General features: G+C 71.0%; 12 protein-coding genes. 1 reads left to right on the forward strand and 11 read right to left on the reverse strand.

What is annotated here, in order from left to right; translation table 11 throughout:
* Nucleotides 1-133: 133 nt before the first annotated feature.
* From NYF13_RS31595 to NYF13_RS31620, 6 genes are all read right to left on the reverse strand, one after another.
* Nucleotides 134-724, reverse strand: a complete 591-nt coding sequence (locus tag NYF13_RS31595; protein WP_315661589.1) for a class F sortase — start codon at nucleotides 722-724, stop codon at nucleotides 134-136.
* On the reverse strand, nucleotides 721-1,536 hold the full coding sequence (locus NYF13_RS31600) for a choice-of-anchor P family protein (RefSeq protein WP_315661590.1): 816 nt from the start codon (nucleotides 1,534-1,536) through the stop codon (nucleotides 721-723). The genes NYF13_RS31595 and NYF13_RS31600 overlap by 4 nt, the downstream gene beginning before the upstream one ends.
* A 549-nt stretch (nucleotides 1,537-2,085) precedes the next feature.
* Entirely contained in the window at nucleotides 2,086-3,279 is a 1,194-nt protein-coding gene (locus NYF13_RS31605) for a hypothetical protein (RefSeq protein ID WP_315661591.1), read from the reverse strand.
* On the reverse strand, nucleotides 3,279-5,267 hold the full coding sequence (locus NYF13_RS31610) for a hypothetical protein (RefSeq protein WP_315661592.1): 1,989 nt from the start codon (nucleotides 5,265-5,267) through the stop codon (nucleotides 3,279-3,281). Before NYF13_RS31610 ends, NYF13_RS31605 begins: the two co-directional genes overlap by 1 nt.
* Entirely contained in the window at nucleotides 5,264-6,043 is a 780-nt protein-coding gene (locus tag NYF13_RS31615; RefSeq protein ID WP_315661593.1) for a toll/interleukin-1 receptor domain-containing protein, read from the reverse strand. The genes NYF13_RS31610 and NYF13_RS31615 overlap by 4 nt, the downstream gene beginning before the upstream one ends.
* A 40-nt stretch (nucleotides 6,044-6,083) precedes the next feature.
* Nucleotides 6,084-7,373: a helix-turn-helix transcriptional regulator gene (locus NYF13_RS31620; protein ID WP_315661594.1), complete on the reverse strand. Its 1,290-nt coding sequence runs from the start codon at nucleotides 7,371-7,373 to the stop codon at nucleotides 6,084-6,086.
* Between the two features lie 532 nt (nucleotides 7,374-7,905).
* Here NYF13_RS31620 and NYF13_RS31625 point away from each other — a divergent pair.
* On the forward strand, nucleotides 7,906-8,526 hold the full coding sequence (locus NYF13_RS31625) for a class I SAM-dependent methyltransferase (RefSeq protein ID WP_315661595.1): 621 nt from the start codon (nucleotides 7,906-7,908) through the stop codon (nucleotides 8,524-8,526).
* An 87-nt stretch (nucleotides 8,527-8,613) separates the two neighbouring features.
* Here NYF13_RS31625 and NYF13_RS31630 read toward each other — a convergent pair whose 3' ends face one another.
* The 5 genes from NYF13_RS31630 to NYF13_RS31650 all read right to left on the reverse strand — a co-directional run bounded on the left by NYF13_RS31630 (nucleotide 8,614) and on the right by NYF13_RS31650 (nucleotide 17,049).
* Entirely contained in the window at nucleotides 8,614-9,012 is a 399-nt protein-coding gene (locus NYF13_RS31630) for a hypothetical protein (RefSeq protein WP_315661970.1), read from the reverse strand.
* Nucleotides 9,013-9,175: 163 nt separating this feature from the next.
* Nucleotides 9,176-10,663: an MFS transporter gene (locus NYF13_RS31635; protein WP_396287808.1), complete on the reverse strand. Its 1,488-nt coding sequence runs from the start codon at nucleotides 10,661-10,663 to the stop codon at nucleotides 9,176-9,178.
* A gap of 26 nt (nucleotides 10,664-10,689) precedes the next feature.
* Complete coding sequence (locus tag NYF13_RS31640; protein WP_315661597.1) at nucleotides 10,690-14,919, reverse strand: beta-ketoacyl synthase N-terminal-like domain-containing protein; 4,230 nt, start codon at nucleotides 14,917-14,919, stop codon at nucleotides 10,690-10,692.
* Nucleotides 14,916-16,661 (reverse strand): fatty acyl-AMP ligase, encoded by a 1,746-nt coding sequence (locus NYF13_RS31645; protein ID WP_315661598.1) that lies wholly within the window; start codon nucleotides 16,659-16,661, stop codon nucleotides 14,916-14,918. The genes NYF13_RS31640 and NYF13_RS31645 overlap by 4 nt, the downstream gene beginning before the upstream one ends.
* Nucleotides 16,662-16,686: 25 nt before the next feature.
* Entirely contained in the window at nucleotides 16,687-17,049 is a 363-nt protein-coding gene (locus NYF13_RS31650) for a hypothetical protein (protein ID WP_315661599.1), read from the reverse strand.
* Nucleotides 17,050-17,763 lie beyond the last annotated feature (714 nt).

The raw sequence follows: 17,763 nt of genomic DNA on the forward strand, positions 1-17,763 counted from the left end.
CCTTCATCGTGACGTCTCCCGCCACAGTAGGTGCACTCCCGCCGACCTCCGGCCGGGGCGGAAAGGGGAAAGGGGCTCCGCCGGCCGCTGGGGAGAACGGACGCGACGGAGCCCCTTTCGCGGGGGAAACGGCTCAGGTGTCGAGCGAGCCGTACACGATGATGTTGTCCAGATAGCTGTGCGCCGAGGCGTCGAACGCGCCGCCGCAGGTGATCAGGCGGATCTCGGGCATGGTGGTGTTGCCGTACACGGCTTCGGTGGGGAAAGACTGCTTCGCGATCTGGTCCACCTTGCTGACGGTGAAGCCGGCCTTCGTCCCGTCCTGGCGGCCGACCGTGATCCGGTCGCCCTTCTTCACCTCGTGCAGCCGCCAGAAGATGCCCTTCTGGTGGTTGCCGTCGATGTGCCCGAGCACCACCGCGGGGCCGACCTGACCCGGTGTCGGGCCGTAGGAGTACCAGCCCGCCTGCAGCGGCTGGTCGACCGGCGGCACCTGCACCGTCTTGTCCGGGTTGAGACCGAGCGACACCAGCGAAGAATGCGCGTCGATGCTCGGCACGTCGATCGAAACCGGGACCGAGCGCGACAGTCCCGCGGCCGGGGTGGCCGCCGCGGCGGGCGCGGCGGCCGGCGGCGCGGGGGCGGACGAGCCGCAGCCGAGCAGCGCGAAGTTGGCGACCAGCGCCAGCAGCAGGGCGAAGAGCCCGAACCGGGAACGGGTCACTGCTCGGTCACCGCGGCCAGAGTGCCGTCACCGGTCTCCGGCGCGCCCGCGGGCACGATCGTGACCTGGCCCGGGCCCGGCGCCGGCGGCTTCACCGGAGTGGTCGGCGGGGTGACCACGGCCGGTGCGACCTTGCCGCAGGTGGAGGAGGCGAGCACGATGTCGCCGCTGCCCAGCGCGCCGAGCGTCTCGCCGCCCAGCAGCTTCACGTGCAGCGCGTTCACGGTCAGGCTGCCGTCGGAGTGCTTGATCTGCTCGTTCACGATCACCTGCAGCACCCCGGGCACGCCGAGCTTCCGGTTCGCCCCGGTGCCCGCCGGCAGCTCGCCGATCCGGCCGAGGTCGAGGTTCGCGAGGTCGGAGGACGCGGTGATGCCGTCGGCCGTCGACTTGCACTCGGAGCTGATCACCGAGGCCTTGGGCGTCCGGCCCGCGAGCGGCGCCAGCACCGGCAGCGCGGCGTCGACGATGGCCGCCTTCGACCGGATCGTCCGGTCGCTGTCCTGCTTCGCGGAGCTGGTCACCGCCTTGGCCGTGACCAGGCCCTTCAGCGGCACGTCGACGATCGAGGCCGAGGTCGGCCCGTCGGTGCTCGACGGCGCGAGCTTGCCCGTGTCCACGGAGATTCCCTTGTCCCCCAGCACACCGGTGTCCCCCAGCACCCCGGCGAGCAGGGAGACCGAGGCGGACGCCCCGTAGGCCGACCCGGCCGGCGATGCGGCGGCGACCGCCGGAGGAGCGGCGGTGGCGAGCAGGGCCAGCGCCGGAGCGGCGACCGCGAAGGTCCGTCCGCGCAGCAGGGCAGAGCGCATGAATTGTCCTTCCGAACATCAAGAATGGATCCGCCGGCCTAATCCCCGAATCCGTGCGCAACGGGGCGCAACTGTCGATCACCGGCGAGACCGCGACGCTATCAAGACCCCCGGGAATAGCAAAACACCCGCACGGTCCCGCCGGGCCGAACCAGCCACGACAGTGACCACGCTTTCCGCAATTTCACCACTAAAGAGTGATGTAACGCGCCGGGTTGGCCCAGCCGTTCCTACTCAGAGCCATTGAAGTGGCGCCTCACCTGGAGGATCGATACTCCCTCCACTCTGAGGGGTGATCCTGACACCCGAAGAAACCGCGCACTCACCGTGATGTGACCACTACGGCCGCAACCAGTCGGGAATCCCCGGAAAAACGGGAGACCGGCGATCACCGGCAGATAACCGTGACCCCGCGGAATTCGTCCACAATGGAGCGTTGTCGCCGTTTACCCCGATCGCCCGGGCCTTTTACCACAGAGCCAGAAGTCATAGCCGCACGGGTGGCACCGATTGATCGAGGACGCAGCCATCGACGCATCACCACTCTTGTCACTCCCTGCCATCCGCAGACACCGCGACGTCACCGTCGAGGATGCCCCGTCGGATATCACCTTCAGTTGACGTATTGTCACTATCGGTAGTATGAGTAGCTTCATCGTCGGTAGCGGTGGGGTCCAACGTGGTGAAGCGGGCCCGGATCTCGGCCGCAGCATCAACCCGGCCGGCTGCTTGGAAGCTTTGGGCAAGCCGTTCCACGAACAGTCCCCCTTCAGCCGCGTCCGGCGACAGGCCCACGTCGTCCATCATCATTCGTACGAAGTCAGCGGGAGTGTTGCGGCCTGCCGTCTCGACCCTCTCCCCGGTGGAATCGACGACCTCGCCGTCGACGACCGAGAACCGGCCGTTGCCGGGCCAGTGGCCACCTTCACCTGGACGGCAATCTTCAGGCAGAACCGAGCCCGGAACGTTGTTCGCTGCGGCCGTGAGCTGAGCGAGGGTACCGATATCGGCCACGACGTTTCTCACGTCGTGTTGCTGTCGCACGAGCCACCACACCACTGCACTGCCGGTGTCGCTGAGGACGTCTTCGCCGAGATAGCGACGCTTGTCCTGCTCGTGCCGCCTTTCGTGTTCCCACACCACGGCGTCCTTGCGAGTCCTGGCAACCATCTCCAGCCGCTCGCGATCGGCAGAGTGCAGGTCCAGCCGCACATCACTCGCTGAGACCTCGACGGTCCCCGACTTGTCCGCGACCACTTGACCCAGCAGGCTGTTCAACCGATGCCTGATCTCCGTGACGTCGAGCGGCGACACGCGCAAGGTGATCTCTTTGGCGCGCTCCACCACCACATTGACCGCGACCGCTCCCAGGTTGGCGTGCAACGGAATAGTCGCCCCCAGACGTGGCCGCCACCAGACCTTGGCCGCGAAGACGAACCGGTAGTCGCTCCAAGCACTGGCCAGCTCAGTGGGCGTGACCACCGACTCCTCGAACCGGCGGGGTTCCGGTCGAGGTGGCTCGACAACCGGCACTGCGTCGCGCCGGGCCGCCATCCGCGCCTCGAGCTCATGCTCCCATGTGATTCGCGCCTTGATCTTGCGGTAGACCACGACCGGGATGATCAGCAGCGGCAACGCCAGCAGCAGCCAGACCGGCCAGCCCAACGCAAGGCCAAGCGCCAATGGCACACCAACGCACGCTGCGATCGACGCGGAAAAGATGATCCGATCCGATGAAGTCATCACTGTTCCTCTCGACTCCGAAGCCCCGACGGGCCCACACCCACGCCTTGCGCCTCGTCGATCAGCTGACCGAACTGGAAAGCAAGAGCGGTTCTGGCTCCCCGAGCCGGTCCGGAATTCGCCCAATCCCGTGCGACGACGTAGATCTCGGCGAGTTTGGCTCCATCACCACCGGCGGCCTCGACGACCACGCGCAACAAGTACAGTGCCTGCGCCGTCGGCAGCGATGAGCACCGGTTCAGCCAGTTTTCCAATTCTGGCGGCCAGTCGTATCCCACCGCTGAGGAAAGTGCATCAATCCAACCACCGACGACATTGTTCCGAACTGACGAGTCGAGAAGGTACGGACGTCCCCGGTTGTCGGTTCGCAGCAACCGGCCTGGATCCACCAGTCGAAAGAAGATCTCGAAATCGGCCGGTCGCCGATCCGTCGCAGGCTGCGAGCACAGGCGATCGAGCAGCCTGCGGAAGAGTCGCAGATCACTGCAAGCGAGTTTCGACAGGGCCGCGAGGGCTAAACCGTCCCGTTCGCCAACCGGTCCCCTGGCGAGATGCCGGAGGCGGGTGAGAGCCTCCTCCGGGTAAGAACGCGCCAGCTCAACTCCGCAGAGATCCACTAGAACAGCGGTGAACGCTCTCGGTTGCCGGCCTTCTTTCGCCCAGTCGTAGATCTTGCGCCGGAAGACCCGGCCATGCCCGATATCGGCCAGCCCGATCCTCAGCAAGCTCCTGATCACCGGAGCCAACTCCTCGGGTTTTGCGGCGACCCAATTCTCGGAGAGCTCGACCAGAAGGTTCGGATGATCCGTTCGGAGGCATTGCTCAGCCACCCGCTCAGCCAGAGCTGCCCTCTCTCCTCTGTTGAGAGAGGACATTCGGACCAGCTCGTCGACCCAGTCCCGGAACGCACTGTGGAGATCCAGGTAGTTGTCCCAAAAATATGAGACAACCGCTTCCCCGTACCCGATTTCTTTGAAGCGGACCGATCGGGTGTCGGTGATTTCGGCCTTGATCTTGGGCAGCCGGGTCAGGAGTGACGGCCGCTCAAGCGAAGGGGCAGCCTCCTCCGGATGGCCGATCTTGGCCAGCAGCAACTGGTTCGCTTCGAAAATCACGTTGAGGTGCGCGCCTTCGAGCATGGCAATGACGAAGAGAAGAGCGCGTGACCAGCCGTCCTTGTGGTGGTCGAGATCCGTCTTCAGCTCGGGGGTCCGGTCGGCTGAAGCAGTGAGCGCCAGTCTCAAGTCCGCAGCCAGATCGCGATCCCCGCCGGCCCGGTCGAACAACCGTTGCGTCACTGCAGCGAAGCGGGCGAGCTTTGCCATACTCGACTTCCGCAATTTTTCCTTCAGTCCGTTGACCTGTGGCAGCGCGAAGCCGACCGGCACCCCCTCTCCGGCGAGGTGTCTTTGCACCACCCGCTCCGGGTCCGGTTTGCCGATCCACACTCGATACTGCTGAGTCTCATCGTGTTCCGTCAGCGCTTCCCACTGTGTATGCAAGATGACGACCAGCTTGGCCTCTTGCCGGCGAACAATCGCGCGAAGCCCGGCCAGTGCGTCTCGAAGCACGTCATACGCTGCTCTTTCGACGCTCGAAAGATCGAGGAGGAGCAGATCGCCTGGGCTGATGTTCGACACATCGATTTCACTGCTGCTGTCGGCGAGCTCGGCTGGAAGGACACAGAACCGATGCTCGGCGTCGACGTGAAGTCGCAGGAGCATCTTCGCCGCCGCTCGACGACCGCTGCCCGGCTCCCCGTCGAGCAAGACGACGCCGTGTCGTTCCAGCTTGCCTTGCGCTTCGCCGAACCGCTCAGGTGCCTCGAACCTGCGATGGAGCCACGTCAGATCTGTATCGTCGATTTGACTGAGTTCGCGCTGCCGGGACGACTCGATGGCGGCGAAGATCAGATTCTGGATGTTGCTCTGGGTGAACGGCTGAGCGGAGAGCGGAGCCTCGACGGCTGACCGCTCGTCAGCGGTCAACGGTTCTCCTCTTCACCGGCTTCGCGCGAGGATCGCGGCTCCTCGGGATAGCTGTTGTCCGCCGACGAGACCGTCCGCTTGTCGTTCATGGTGATGCGGTCGGCGTTGTTGAACGTGCCGGACCCGGTATTGGCCGGGCCGAGGAACTTCGAGCCGCCGAACACGTCACCGTGGTACTGGTCTCCCGGTCCGGTGATGACCGGGCCGATCCGACCGCCGCCCCAGATACCGCCGATTCCGCTACCCTGTACATGGGTTCCGGAACTGGGTGAGTCCGTCGTCCGCGGAGGTTGCTGCCGGCTGTCGACCAGTCCGGGGACGAGATCCAAGATGTCGCGCGCGATGCGGTCCAGCGCGGAATCCGATTCACGATGCCGGTAGGTTCGATACTGGCAACTCGCCAGTCTGGCCAGTCGCTTCGGCAGTTCGTCCACGCGGATCGGGGACTCGGCCCGCTCATCGAGAATGGGGATGACGTGCACACCGTTCTCGAAGGCGAGATGCAACTCATGATGGATCCAGTCCTGAGGATCATCGATCTTGCGGCGGCCCTCAGTATCGGCTGCCGTGAACCAGGTCGGCCCGATCACGCACAGGAGCACCTTGCTGCCCCAGACGCCGCCGATCAGTGCGTTCTCGAACCTGCCCCCCGCCGGAATCGAACGGTGATCCATGAAGACGTGCTCGGCACCGAAGCGTCCCCGAAGATCCCGGTCGACGATGGTCGCTAGATCTTGTCCGTCGCCGGTCCGGTAATTGACGAAGATTTCGGGCATGACAACTATTCCCTCCTCAGGGATTCACGAAACGGGACCGTCAGCCGACCGCGCTCAGTCCAGCGGTGAGACGCGGGTAGAGGTCTTTGACCGACTGGTGTTGATGGAAGCGCGACAGGACCTGCTTCAGCCGGCGCAAGTCTTTGGCGATGGTCACCGATCCCACGATGGACATCGGTTCGATGAGGTCGCCGGCCAGCTCGCAGGCGTGGTCGATCTCGCCGAGCAAGGCGTAGGCAAGGGCTCGGCGAACACCATAGCGGGCTCTGGTCCGAAGGGCGTGTGCCGGAATCAGTTCGACCTGCTGATCGAGCACGGCCACTGCATCACGTGGGCGTCCGAGATCGATGAGGCACCAGCCGTTGGTCATCGCGGCCGGGTCGGTGAGATTGGTGGTGCCGAGGATCGGCGCGCCGGGTCTGGGTGCATCGACCGCGGCTCTTTGCAGTAGGGATTGGGCCCGGTCGAGAAGGCGCATGCAGGAGTCGTAGTCGCCCGCGAGCGCACACCCTTGCGCCTCACGCTGCGCAGCCAGACCCTCGATTCTGGGTGGCACGATTCGTTCCTGAGCTCTCCGGGCAAGAGAGATGGTCTCCACGGCATCGTCCCGGTAGAAAGCCACCAAGGCCCGCCGGACGAGTGCGTACTCGGCCAGATCCTCGTCACCAGCGGCCTTCGCCATTCCCACAGCCTGATCAGTCCACCACAAGGCCCCGCGCTCGTCCCCGGCTTCCTGAGTCATCCACCCCGCGTATTCGGCACACCGGGAAGCGAGCTGAAGCAGCTCTGCGACCTCTGTGCCACTCGCTCGCGCCGCGAGGGCACGCAGGGTGTGGGTCTGCGCGATCACCGATGGCAGGACGATGTCAGGACTCGCCGCCTGTCCCAATGCCCGCAGTTGATCGAACTGACCACGAAAGACACCGATGGCGGTGTGCTGAACACCCCGGCCGCGAGCCGGGACTCCCATACCGATGCCGAATGCCACTCCAGCGCCCAGCGCCAGCGCTTCACGCCTGGCCATCGGCCGGAACCATCCCTCACTGCCCACCGCCAGGCTCATCGTCCACACCTCTTCATCGTCCGAAGGCTCGACGAGACGCTCCGGGTGATGCGGTGCCACCAGCAACCGGGCCAGCGCTCCGTCGGCACGCAGCTGTGTGTCGCAGCGGCGAGCGAGATCGAGCTGAGGCTGCTTGTGCCCGTTCTCGATCTTGCTCAAGTATCCCTTGCTGTAGTGCACCACCGAGGCCAGCTGGGCCAGCGAGACCCCGGCTTCTGTTCGCAGCCGCCGGAGCTCCGACCCGAACGGTGTGTAGGCGTCACTCACCTGTTCCTCCCCCGTTGCCCGTCCCGGCGGTCCACTGAAACGACCGTGATCCAGACCGTTGATCAGTGCAGCACGTGGAGCGCCTCATGAACACCCAAACCAATCGATTTACAACGAATGGAGCCATCAGCGGGCAATCACGCCGTGGCCGGAGCACGGAAGGGCACGAACCGGCGCTCAAGCGCGGCGAATCGACAGACGGGCGGTCAAGTCGGGCGCGCACTTCACCGCCGGCCCCACCGCTGTTCCTGCGACTCGCCCGAGCACTTCGCTTTTCCCTGCGGCCGGTTGTCACAGCCACCACCTCGTTGTTGATCTTCAGAGGGCGGATCTTCTCGAAGAATGCTGGCCGCCGAACCCTGACGAGAGCGAGTGCATACAGAGGGTTTCCCGTCGTCTGATCAATGGGAAACGGGAAACTCCCGAGACCGGGCCCTGAGGAAAATTGCGGAAATGGCAAGTTTCCTTGCCGGCCCAGCCGCCGATGGCCGACGGTGGGAGGCGCACCGAGCACTTCGGACGAAGGGTCACGATGAGCACCGAAAGCACGCAGTTCTGGGAAAAGCGCTATCAGGAGGCCGATCCCGCATGGGGAACCCGGCCCAACGCGGTGTTCGCCGAGGTGGTGCCCGAGCTGTGTCCCGAGCCGGGCCGGGCGCTGGACCTGGGGTGCGGGCACGGTGGCGACGCGCGGTGGCTGGCCGCGCGCGGCTGGCTCGTCACGGCCGTCGACGTGTCGCCGACGGCGCTGGGCCGGATCGCCGAAGCGGCCGAGGCCGAGGGGCTGGTCGAGCGGATCACCCTGGCCTGCCACGATCTTTCCCGCAGCTTCCCGGAGGGCGCGTTCGACCTGGTTTCGGCCAGTTACTTCCACAGCCCGGTGGAGTTCCCGCGCGAACAGGTCCTGCGCCGGGCGGCCGAAGCGGTCTTGCCCGGCGGGCTGCTGCTCGTCGTCGACCACGGTTCGGCCGCGCCGTGGTCGTGGAACCGTGAACAGGTCTTCCCCACCCCGCGCGAGACCGCCGACGGGCTGGCGCTCGGGCCGGGGTGGCACATCGAGCGGCTCGACTCACCCCGCCGCACCGCCGCCGGGCCGGACGGTCAGGTCGCCGAGGTGGCCGACAACGTCATCGCTCTGCGCCGCGAGCGGTGAAGGGCGCAGGCACTCGCTTCGGCAACCTGGCCCCCGGCCGATCGGCGGCGAGGTGCGGTCATGCGGGTTCACCCGAGAACGTGCGGCTCAGCACCTCACCGCCATCGGCGCGCGCAGGAACACTGCCGTGCCTTCCGCGAGCACGTCCGCGCGGGTGACGAGCAGGTCGATCTCCGCCCAGCGGCGCGCTTCCCGCTCGGGGTCCGGCACCAGGGCCCGGCCGACCAGGGTGAGCAGGGTGTCGATCTCGTAGGAGAGGTCGGCCAGCCGCAGGAACGGCGCGTAGTCGGTCTCGGTGCCCGGACCGTGCCGGACCGCCCAGTCGCAGGCCCCGTGCCCGGCCGAGCGGCAGACGTCGCGGAGGTTCTCGCGGATCCGCTCCTGCCGGTCGACCACGCTGTGCGGCGCGTCGCGGGAGAAGCTGCTCCGGATGTTCCAGGCCACCGAGAGCAGGCAGCGGCCGGCATCGTCCATCGACGTGTTCATCACCGCCCAGAGTGTGTCGGTCCCGGGGCCGGACACCGGGCCGGACACGCGGGCGGACACCCCAACGGGCGACCCCGCGCGCCAGGTGGAGGCCATCCAGCCGTTGCCCAGCCCGGCCGGGCCCCGGGCACGGCCGGATCGCTGCGGGGGACGGGTCCGGGGATCATCCACCGGCCGCGGCCCGGCTTTCGTTCCTGAGCTTCCGGAAGGCGAACGAGGCCAGCGCGGCGAGCGTGAACAGTCCACACGCGACAGCGGCGGAGACCTGCAAGCCCGCCGTGCACGCGGCGCGGGCCGCGGCGAGCAGTGCGGCGGCGGCCGGGCCGGGTACGCCCGCCGCTGCCGCTTCCGCCTGGGCCGGGCCCGCCGCGGCGAGCCGGCGCGCGGCTTCCGGCAGCCCGTCCGGTATCGACAGCTGCGCGGTGTACACCGCGGCCGACAGCGAACCGAACACCGTCGTGCCGAAGCCCGCACCCAGCTCGTAGCCGGTTTTCTCCACCGCGGCCGCCCCGCCCGCCTGATCGGCCGAGGTCGCGGACAGCAGGGTGTCCGTGCTCGAGGTCAGGGCCAGGGCCATGCCGAATCCCAGCCCGGCCAGCGCGACGCCCAGCAACCCCGGCGAGGCCAGCGCAACCGGTCCGCACGCCGGTGCCAGCAAGGCGATCGCCGCGAGCGCGAAGCCCGCCGCGCGGACCCGGGGGTTGCCGAACCGTTCCAGCAGTGCCGGCGCCAGCACGCTGCCGACGGCCGAAGCGCCGAGCACCAGCAGGAGCCGGGCCGCCGCCGCGATCGGCGACAGCCCGAGCACCAGTTGCAGGTACTGCGCGAACAGCAGCCCGAGCCCGACCAGCGCGCTCATCACCAGCAGCACCCCGCCGACCGCGCCCGGCACCCCCGGCTGCCGGAACAGCGCCAGGTCCAGCAGCGCCGGTCCGGCCCGGCGCTGGCGGCGCAGGAACAGTCCGATGAGGACACAACCGGCCAGGCCCGCGGCCGGGCCCAGCACCGCGAGCGCCCCGCCGGAGCGGGTCGGCCCGAGAGCGAAGGCGATCCCGAGCACCCCGCCGGCCGCGAGCAGCGCGCTGACGCCGTCCCAGTGCCGCCGGACCGGCGGGGTCCGCGGCAGCCACCGCAGCGCCAGCACCACCGCGGCCAGGATCACCGGCGGGTTGACCAGGAAGGTCGAGCGCCAGCCCCACGTCTCGACCAGCACGCCGCCCAGCACCGGCCCGAACACCGAGCCGGTACCCGCGATCCCGCTGCACACCGCGATCGCCGTGCGCCGGCGCCGCTGCTCCGGGAACAGCTCCCGCAGCAGCGACATCGTCACCGGCATGATCATCGCGCCCCCGCAGCCGAGCGCCGCGCGGGCGGCGAGCAGCGCCGGGACGCCGGGCGCGAACGCGCAGGCGAGCGACGCGAGCCCGAACAGCGCGTACCCGGCCACCAGCACCCGCCGCCGCCCGTACCGGTCGCCGAGCGTGCCGAACGGCAGCAGCAGCGGCGCCGCGGTGAGCGGGTAGACCGCGACGATCCACACCTGCGCCGCCGCTCCCGGCCGCAACTGCCGGACCAGGTCGGGCAGCGCGACGTGCAGCACCGTCGCGTCCACCGCGACCAGGAACAGCCCGGCGCCGAGCACCACGAGCATCGGCCGGGCCCGGGTCGCCGGCCCGGTCACAGCAGCCCGGTCAGGTGCCTCGCGACCACGTCGACGTGCGGCGGGTCGACGACCGAGAGGTGGTGCGCCGCCACCGGCACGATCTCCAGCCGCGGGCACAGCCGCGCCCAGCCCGCGTCGGGGTCCCGGCGGGAGTAACGCGGCTCCATCGCCAGCCCGGCCGCGTACGGCTCGGTCGCCCGGTACAGCACGACCCGGCCGGCGTACGGCCGCGGGGTCGCGCGTTCGGCCGCCATTGTGTCCAAAAAGGACTGCCGCTGGTGCCGGAGCACGCCCGGGCTGAGCAGCCCGGCTTCGGCGACCCGGCCCATGGTCAGCTCGATCTGCTCGGGTTCGGGCAGGGCCGCCAGCTCGTCGTGGTCCAGGCGGACGGGCCGCTCGTACACCTGCCCGACGTAGGCGCCGAAGCGCAGGAACCGCCGGGCCGAGGACTCCTGGGGCGTGAGGTCGGGCTCGGGCAGCGGCAGCATGGTGTCGATGAGCGCGACGAACTCGACCTCCGCGCCCTCCTCGGCCAGCCGCGCGGCGACGCCGTAGGCCAGCGCCCCGCCGAACGACCACCCGGCCAGCCGGTACGGCCCCGGCGGGCAGGCCGCGCGGACCAGCGGGAGCAACTGTTCGACGCGTTCCTCGATGCTCGCCCCGGCGACGCGTTCGAAGCCCAAGCACGGCAGTCCGGCGGGCAGCCGGTCCAGCAGCGGCCGGTAGGCCGTGCAGGTGCTGCCGCCGGGGTGGAACAGCAGCAGCGGCGCAGTGGTGGCGTCACCGGTCGCGAGCGCGTGGACCGGTCCGCGGTCCTCCCGGGCGTCGAGCCCGGCCCGGACGGCGTCGGAGATCGCCGCCAGCGAATCGTGTTCCAGCAGCTCGACCGGGTCGAACGGGGTGTCCAGCTCGGCCGAAAGCCGGGCGGCGAGCAGCTCGGCCAGCGGCCCGGGCCGCTCGGTGCCGGTCAGCCGGAGCTGGGGGCCGGCCGGCTCGGTCCCGGTGATCCCGGCCCACAGGCGCAGCACGAGCCGGTCGGCCGCGTCCCAGGCCGGGCCGCTCTCCGGCGGCCCGTCGCCGAGCGCGCGGCCGAGGTCGGCCAGGGTGGCGCCGCGCAGCACGGCGGCAAGGTCGGGCTCAACCCCCAGCTCACGCCGGACCGCCTCCCGGATCCGTTGGGCCATCAGCGAGTCCAGCCCGAGTTCGACCAGTGGGACGTGGAGGTCGAGACGGGCCGGCGAGAGACCCATGATCGCGGCGGCGATCCCGGTGAGCCGGTCCGCGGGCGCGAGCGCTTCCGGTTCGGCTTCGGCGGCCGGCTCCCGGTTCGGCGCGGCCTCACGAGCTTCGGCGGTCGCCCGTGTCACCTCCGCCGAGGTGTACCAGTGCCGCTCCCGCCGCCACGGCATCGGCGGCACGTCCACCAGCCGGGCGCCGGGGCGGGCCTCGGCCGAGGTGATGCGGGTGCCCGCGCAGTACAGCTCGGCCGCGGCGGCCCCCAGGGCGCGGACCTCGTCCTGGCCACGGCGCAGGGTGCCGGTGACCACGGCGTCCTCGATCCCCTCGGCGGCCAGGGTGCGGGTGGTCGAACCACGCAGGATCGGGTGGGGCGAGACCTCGACGAAGGCGCGGTGCCCGTCCTCGGCCGCGGCCGCCACCGCCTGCCGGAACCGGACCGGGCGGCGCAGGTGCGCGGCCCAGTAGCCGGCGTCGAAGTCCGGCCGTTCCCGCGGCTCGGTCAGCACGGTGTCGTACCAGGGCACGCCCGGCCGCCGCCCGCCCAGCTCGGCCAGCGCGTCCCGCAGCGCGGGCAGCACCGGCTCGACCGCGGCCGAATGACCGGCCACCTCCACCGGCAGCCGCCGCGCGGACCGTCCGGCGGCTTCGAGCCGCAGCACCAGCCGGCCGGTCGCCTCGGTGCTCCCGGCGACGGTGAGCTGCCGCGGTGCGGAGTCGGCGGCCGGCTCGAGCCCGGGGAAGGCGGCCAGCTCCTCGGGGGAGAGCTCCACCGCGGCCATCGCACCGCCCGGGCGGATGGTGCCGAGCAGGCGGGCCCGGGTGGCGACCAGGTGGACCCCCTCGTCGGCGTCGAGCGCCCCGCTCACCACGGCGGCGGCCGCGGAGCCGAGCGAGTGCCCGATCACCGCCGCCGGCCGGACGCCCAGCGATTCCCACAACGCGGCCAGCGCGACCTGCAGGCCGAAGATCGCGAGCTGGTTTTCCGGCAGGGACAACGGTTCCGGTGCGGTCAGCAGCGCGCGCAGCGAACGTCCGGTGTGCTCGGTGAACCGGTCCCCGAGCTTCTCGACCTGCGCGGCGAACCCGGGTTCGGCGGCCAGCAGCCCGCGGCCCATCCCGGCCCACTGCGAACCGTGGCCGGAGAACACGAACACCGGACCGTCCGAGGCCAGGACCGTGCCGGTCGCCACCCCCGCCGGCCGCGGTTCGGCGCCGATCCCTCGCAGCAGCGAGGCCAGTTCGGCGGTGTCCCCGGCGACGAACGCGGCCCGGTGCGGGGCGCCGTTGTCCCGGCGGAGCAGCGTATGGGCGACGTCGGCCAGTTCTTCCCCCCGTCCGGCCGGGGAATCCAGCCAGTCCGCCAGCTGCGCGGCCCGCTCGGCCAGCCGGTCCGGGGTGCGCGCGGACAGCACCGTGAGCCGGACGCCTCCGGGTTCCGGGTCCGGCGCCGCCGCCGGGGCCTGTTCGAGCACCACGTGGGCGTTGGTCCCGCCGAACCCGAACGCGGACACCCCGGCGGTGGCCCGCCCGGCGTAGCGGGGCCACGGCGTGGGCCCGGTGACCACCCGCAGTCCCAGACCGTCGAACCCGATGTGCGGGCTGGGCTCGGTGAAGTGCAGCTGCGGCGGCAGCACGTCGTGGGTCATCGCCAGCACCACCTTGATCAGCCCGGCGATCCCGGCCGCGGCTTCCGCGTGCGCGATGTTGGTCTTCACCGAGCCGATCAGCAGGGGACGGCCGGGTGCGCGGCCCGCGCCCAGCACCGCGCCGAGCGAACGGGCCTCGATCGGGTCGCCGAGCTGGGTGCCGGTGCCGTGCGCCTCGACGTAGTCCACTGTGGACGGGTCTTGGCCGCGGTAGGCCTCGCGCAGCATCTCCTGCTGCGCCATCGGGTTGGGCGCGGCCAGCCCGTGGGACCGGCCATCGGAGTTGACCGCGGACGAGCGGATCACCGCGAGCACCCGGTCACCGTCGTACTCGGCGTCGGAGAGCCGTTTCAGCACCACGACCCCGCAGCCCTCGGCGCGCGCAATGCCGTCGGCCCCGGCGGAAAAGGTCTTGCACCGGCCGTCCCCGGCCAGCAGCCCGGCCGCGGCGAACGCGGCGGTCGGCCCCGGCACCAGCATCAGGTTGACCCCGCCGGCCAGCGCCAGGTCGGCTTCCCCCTCGCGCAGCGCCCGCACCGCGTGGTGCACCGCGACCAGCGAGGAGGAGCAAGCGGTGTCCACGGCCAGGCTCGGCCCGCGCAGGTCGTACACGTAGGACAGCCGGTTGGCCGAGATGCTGCCGGCCGCGCCGGTGGCCGTCCACAGGTCGACCCCGCCCGCGGCCATGGTGAGGTGGCCGTAGTCGTGGGTCGAGATGCCGGTGAACACGCCGGTGCGGCTGCCGCGCAGCGAGGCCGGGGCGATCCCCGCGTGCTCCAGCGCGGCCCAGGCGACCTCCAGGAGCATCCGCTGCTGCGGGTCCATCGTCGCCGCTTCCCGCGGGGTGATGCCGAAGTGCTCGGCGTCGAACCCCGCGACGTCGTCGAGGAAACCGCCGAGCACCGGTGCGGCGTCGGCGTTCCAGCGGTCCGCCGGCGCGGTCCGGACGGCATCCCGTCCGCTGCGCAGCAGGTCCCAGTACGCGTCGAGCCCGTCCGCGCCGGGCCAGCGGCAGCCGAGGCCGATCACAGCGATCGGCTCGGCCCGGCGCCGGTCGGAGCCCGGCACCGGCGCGGGTTCCGGCGCCGCGGCGGCGTCGCCGGTCAGGCTCCGGACGAGGTGGCCCAGCGTCGGGCTCTCCCACAGCAGGGTCGCGGGCAGCCGGGTGCCGAGCCGCTCTTCCAGGTCCGCGACGATGCCCACGGCCTGGCGAGAGGACAGGCCGAAGTCACCGAGCGGACGGGCGGCGTCGATCCGGGCCGGGTCGGTGCCGGTGTGCTCGGCGACGGTGTCCAGCAGCCAGCGCAGCAGTGCCTCCGCGTTGAGCGCGGCCGAGTCGAGGGTGGCGGGGTTGCTCATCGCGCCAGGACCTTTCCGTAGTCGCCTTCGAGGTAGCGGTCACGGCAGGCGCCGCGCGCGATCTTGCCGCTGGAAGTGCGCGGGACGAGACCCGCCGGGACCAGGACGACCTCGCGCAGGGCCAGCCCGTGCGCGTCGGACACGAGGCGGCGGACCGCCGCGACGAGGTCCCGCTCCCCCGCTTCGTCCAGCTCGCCGTGCCCGCGGTGCTCGGCCACGACCACGGCGGATTCGGTCTCCCCGCCGGCGACGGCGAACGCGGCCACGCTGCCCGGCCGGATGCCGCGGTCGGCCGAGGCGACGGTCGCCTCGACGTCCTGCGGGTAGTGGTTGCGGCCGTCGACGATGAGCAGGTCCTTGATCCGCCCGGCGATGTACAGCTCGCCCCCGTGGTGGAAGCCGAGGTCGCCGGTGCGCAGCCACGGTCCCTCGGGCCGGCCGCCCCGCTCGCCGGATAGCCGGGCACCGAAGGTTTCTTCGCTCTCCAGCGGTTTCTGCCAGTACCCGGCGCCGACGTTCGGCCCGTGGATCCAGATCTCGCCGACCGAGCCGTCCGGGAGCGCGATGCCGGTGGCCGGGTCGGCGACGGCCACCCGCTGGCCGGCCGGGGCACCGCAGGCGACCAGCCGGACGCCTTCCCCGGCGGGCTCCGCGGCGCCGTCGCCGAGCGCCGCCCGGTCGAACACCCCGACCCGAGGGGCCGCGGCCGGGCCGGTGGTCACGAACACGGTCGCCTCGGCCAGCCCGTAGGACGGCCGGGTCTGCTCCGGCCGGTAGCCGGCCCCGGCGAACGCGGCGTGGAACCGGTCGAGCACGTCCGGGTTGATCGGCTCGGCCCCGTTGATGATCGCGCCGACCCGGCCCAGGCGCAGGCGGGCCCGGTCGGTCTCGCGCACTCGGGTCGCGCAGTAGTGGAAGGCGAAGTTCGGCGCGGCGCTCCAGGCCCCGGGCCGGTCGCCGAGCAGTTCCAGCCAGCGGACCGGGCGCTCGATGAACGCGAGCGGGTCCATCAGCACCGAGCGCAGGCCCAGCGCCAGCGGGGTGATCAGGCCGAGGACCAGGCCCATGTCGTGGAACAGCGGCAGCCACGAGACCGTGGTGGCCTCACGCGGGTCGAGGCCGAGGCCGGTGACGGCCTGGGTGACGTTCGCGAGCACGTTCGCGTGGGTCAGCACCACACCGGCCGGGGAGCGGGTCGAACCGGAGGTGTACTGCAGGTACGCGACGTCGTCGGGGGCGGGCGCCGGGCCGGGCCAGGACCGCGACGGCTCCGCGTCCGGGCGGTCGGCCGCCACCACCGGGAGGTCGCCGCCGCCGGGCCGGCCGGCCAGGAACTCGCCGACCGCGCCCTTCGCCGCGGCAGTGGTGACCACGGCCGCGGGCGCGCAGTCGGCGAGCACCGAGGTGAGCCGGCCGGCGTGCCCGGGCAGCCCGGGTTCGAACAGCGGCACGGCGGCCGCGCCCGCGGTGATCGCGGCGAGGAACCCGACGACGTAGCCGATGCCCTGTGGGCAGAGCACCGCGACCCGGTCACCGGGCTGGACCGGCAGCGAGGCCGCCGCGGCGTCGACCCGCTGCCGCAACTGCTGCCAGGTCAGGGTGCGCTGCCGTCCTTCGCGGTCGGCCGAGTAGTCGGCGAAGGTCAGCGCGGGCTCGTCGCCCGCGACGGCGGCCCAGTGCCGCAAGCACTCGGTCAGGGTGGTGCCGCCCACCGCCGGGAAGCTCTCCGGGGCCAGGTACATGGGATTCTCCTAACGCTGGTGTGGTTCAGTGGCCCAGCCGCGGACCCGCGTGGCTCCACGCGGCGACGGCCAGTGCGGTGAGGTCGAGGCCGGTGTCACCGGCGTCGCGGAGCACGACCAGCACGTCGTCGGCGGCGATGGCGACGGTGCGCAGGCGCAGTCCCGCCACCTCGGGCGGCTGCCCGGGCAGGGTCAGGACTTGCCGGTAGGACAACGTTTCCGCGCCGGGGACGACCGGACCGGGCGCGACGGTGAGCGTCGAGGAGGCCGTGCCGCCCGGATCGTCCACGGTGACGTCGGCGCAGTCGCGGGCCCGCTCGGCCCACGCGGTGAGCCCGGCCGGGCGGGCCGTCCGGGCGACGAGCTCGGAGACCTCCCCGCCGGGCACGGCGGACTGGAAGCCCTGCCCGGTCGTGTCGCCCGGGCCGAGCAGCCGGCCGTGGACGACGCCGGTGCACGCCGGCCGGTCGGCCGAGCCGTCCGAGCGATCCGATGTGGACAGTGGGAGGCGAGGTCGAAGCCGTCCCGCGGCCCCGTCGGGGGACGGCGGAGGATGGCAGCACCGTGTGCGTCCACCGGGCCGCAGCCGGCGGAGGGACCGGCGCCAGCCGCCCGTGCCACCGCGCCCCGTCCGCCGGGGGGGGAGGGGTGCCACGGCCGGCGCGGGGGAAACCGCGGCCACCGGAGGCGGGGCGGCCGAACCGGAAATGGTGACGGCCGCCACCGCGGTGGTTATCAGAGCGAGCGTCGCGAAACGCGGGAAACGGGTTCGCCGGATAATCTGGGCAGGCATTGGACACCCTTTCCGGAAGGGGCACTGATGGGGGGTGGGGTCCCTGCGGTGGGACACGGTGCCCGGGCGCCGGCCTGGGCCGGGCGGGTGACACGGGGGAAGGCTACGACAGGAAAACGGTTACCGGTAGAGGGTAAAGAAAACGAAAATTACCCGCGAGTACGCCGCGTGAGCTGCGGTTTTACCGGATATCGCTGGCATGCAAGGGGTTCGGCGCCACCCACTCCCACCTCGGTCACTCTAGGTGAGCAGCTACTCACCCGCACGGGGGATAACGATCGTCCGTCTGTTCGCCTGCGATTCACATTG

The organism is Amycolatopsis sp. PS_44_ISF1 (assembly GCF_032335455.1).
Taxonomy (GTDB): Bacteria; Actinomycetota; Actinomycetes; order Mycobacteriales; family Pseudonocardiaceae; genus Amycolatopsis.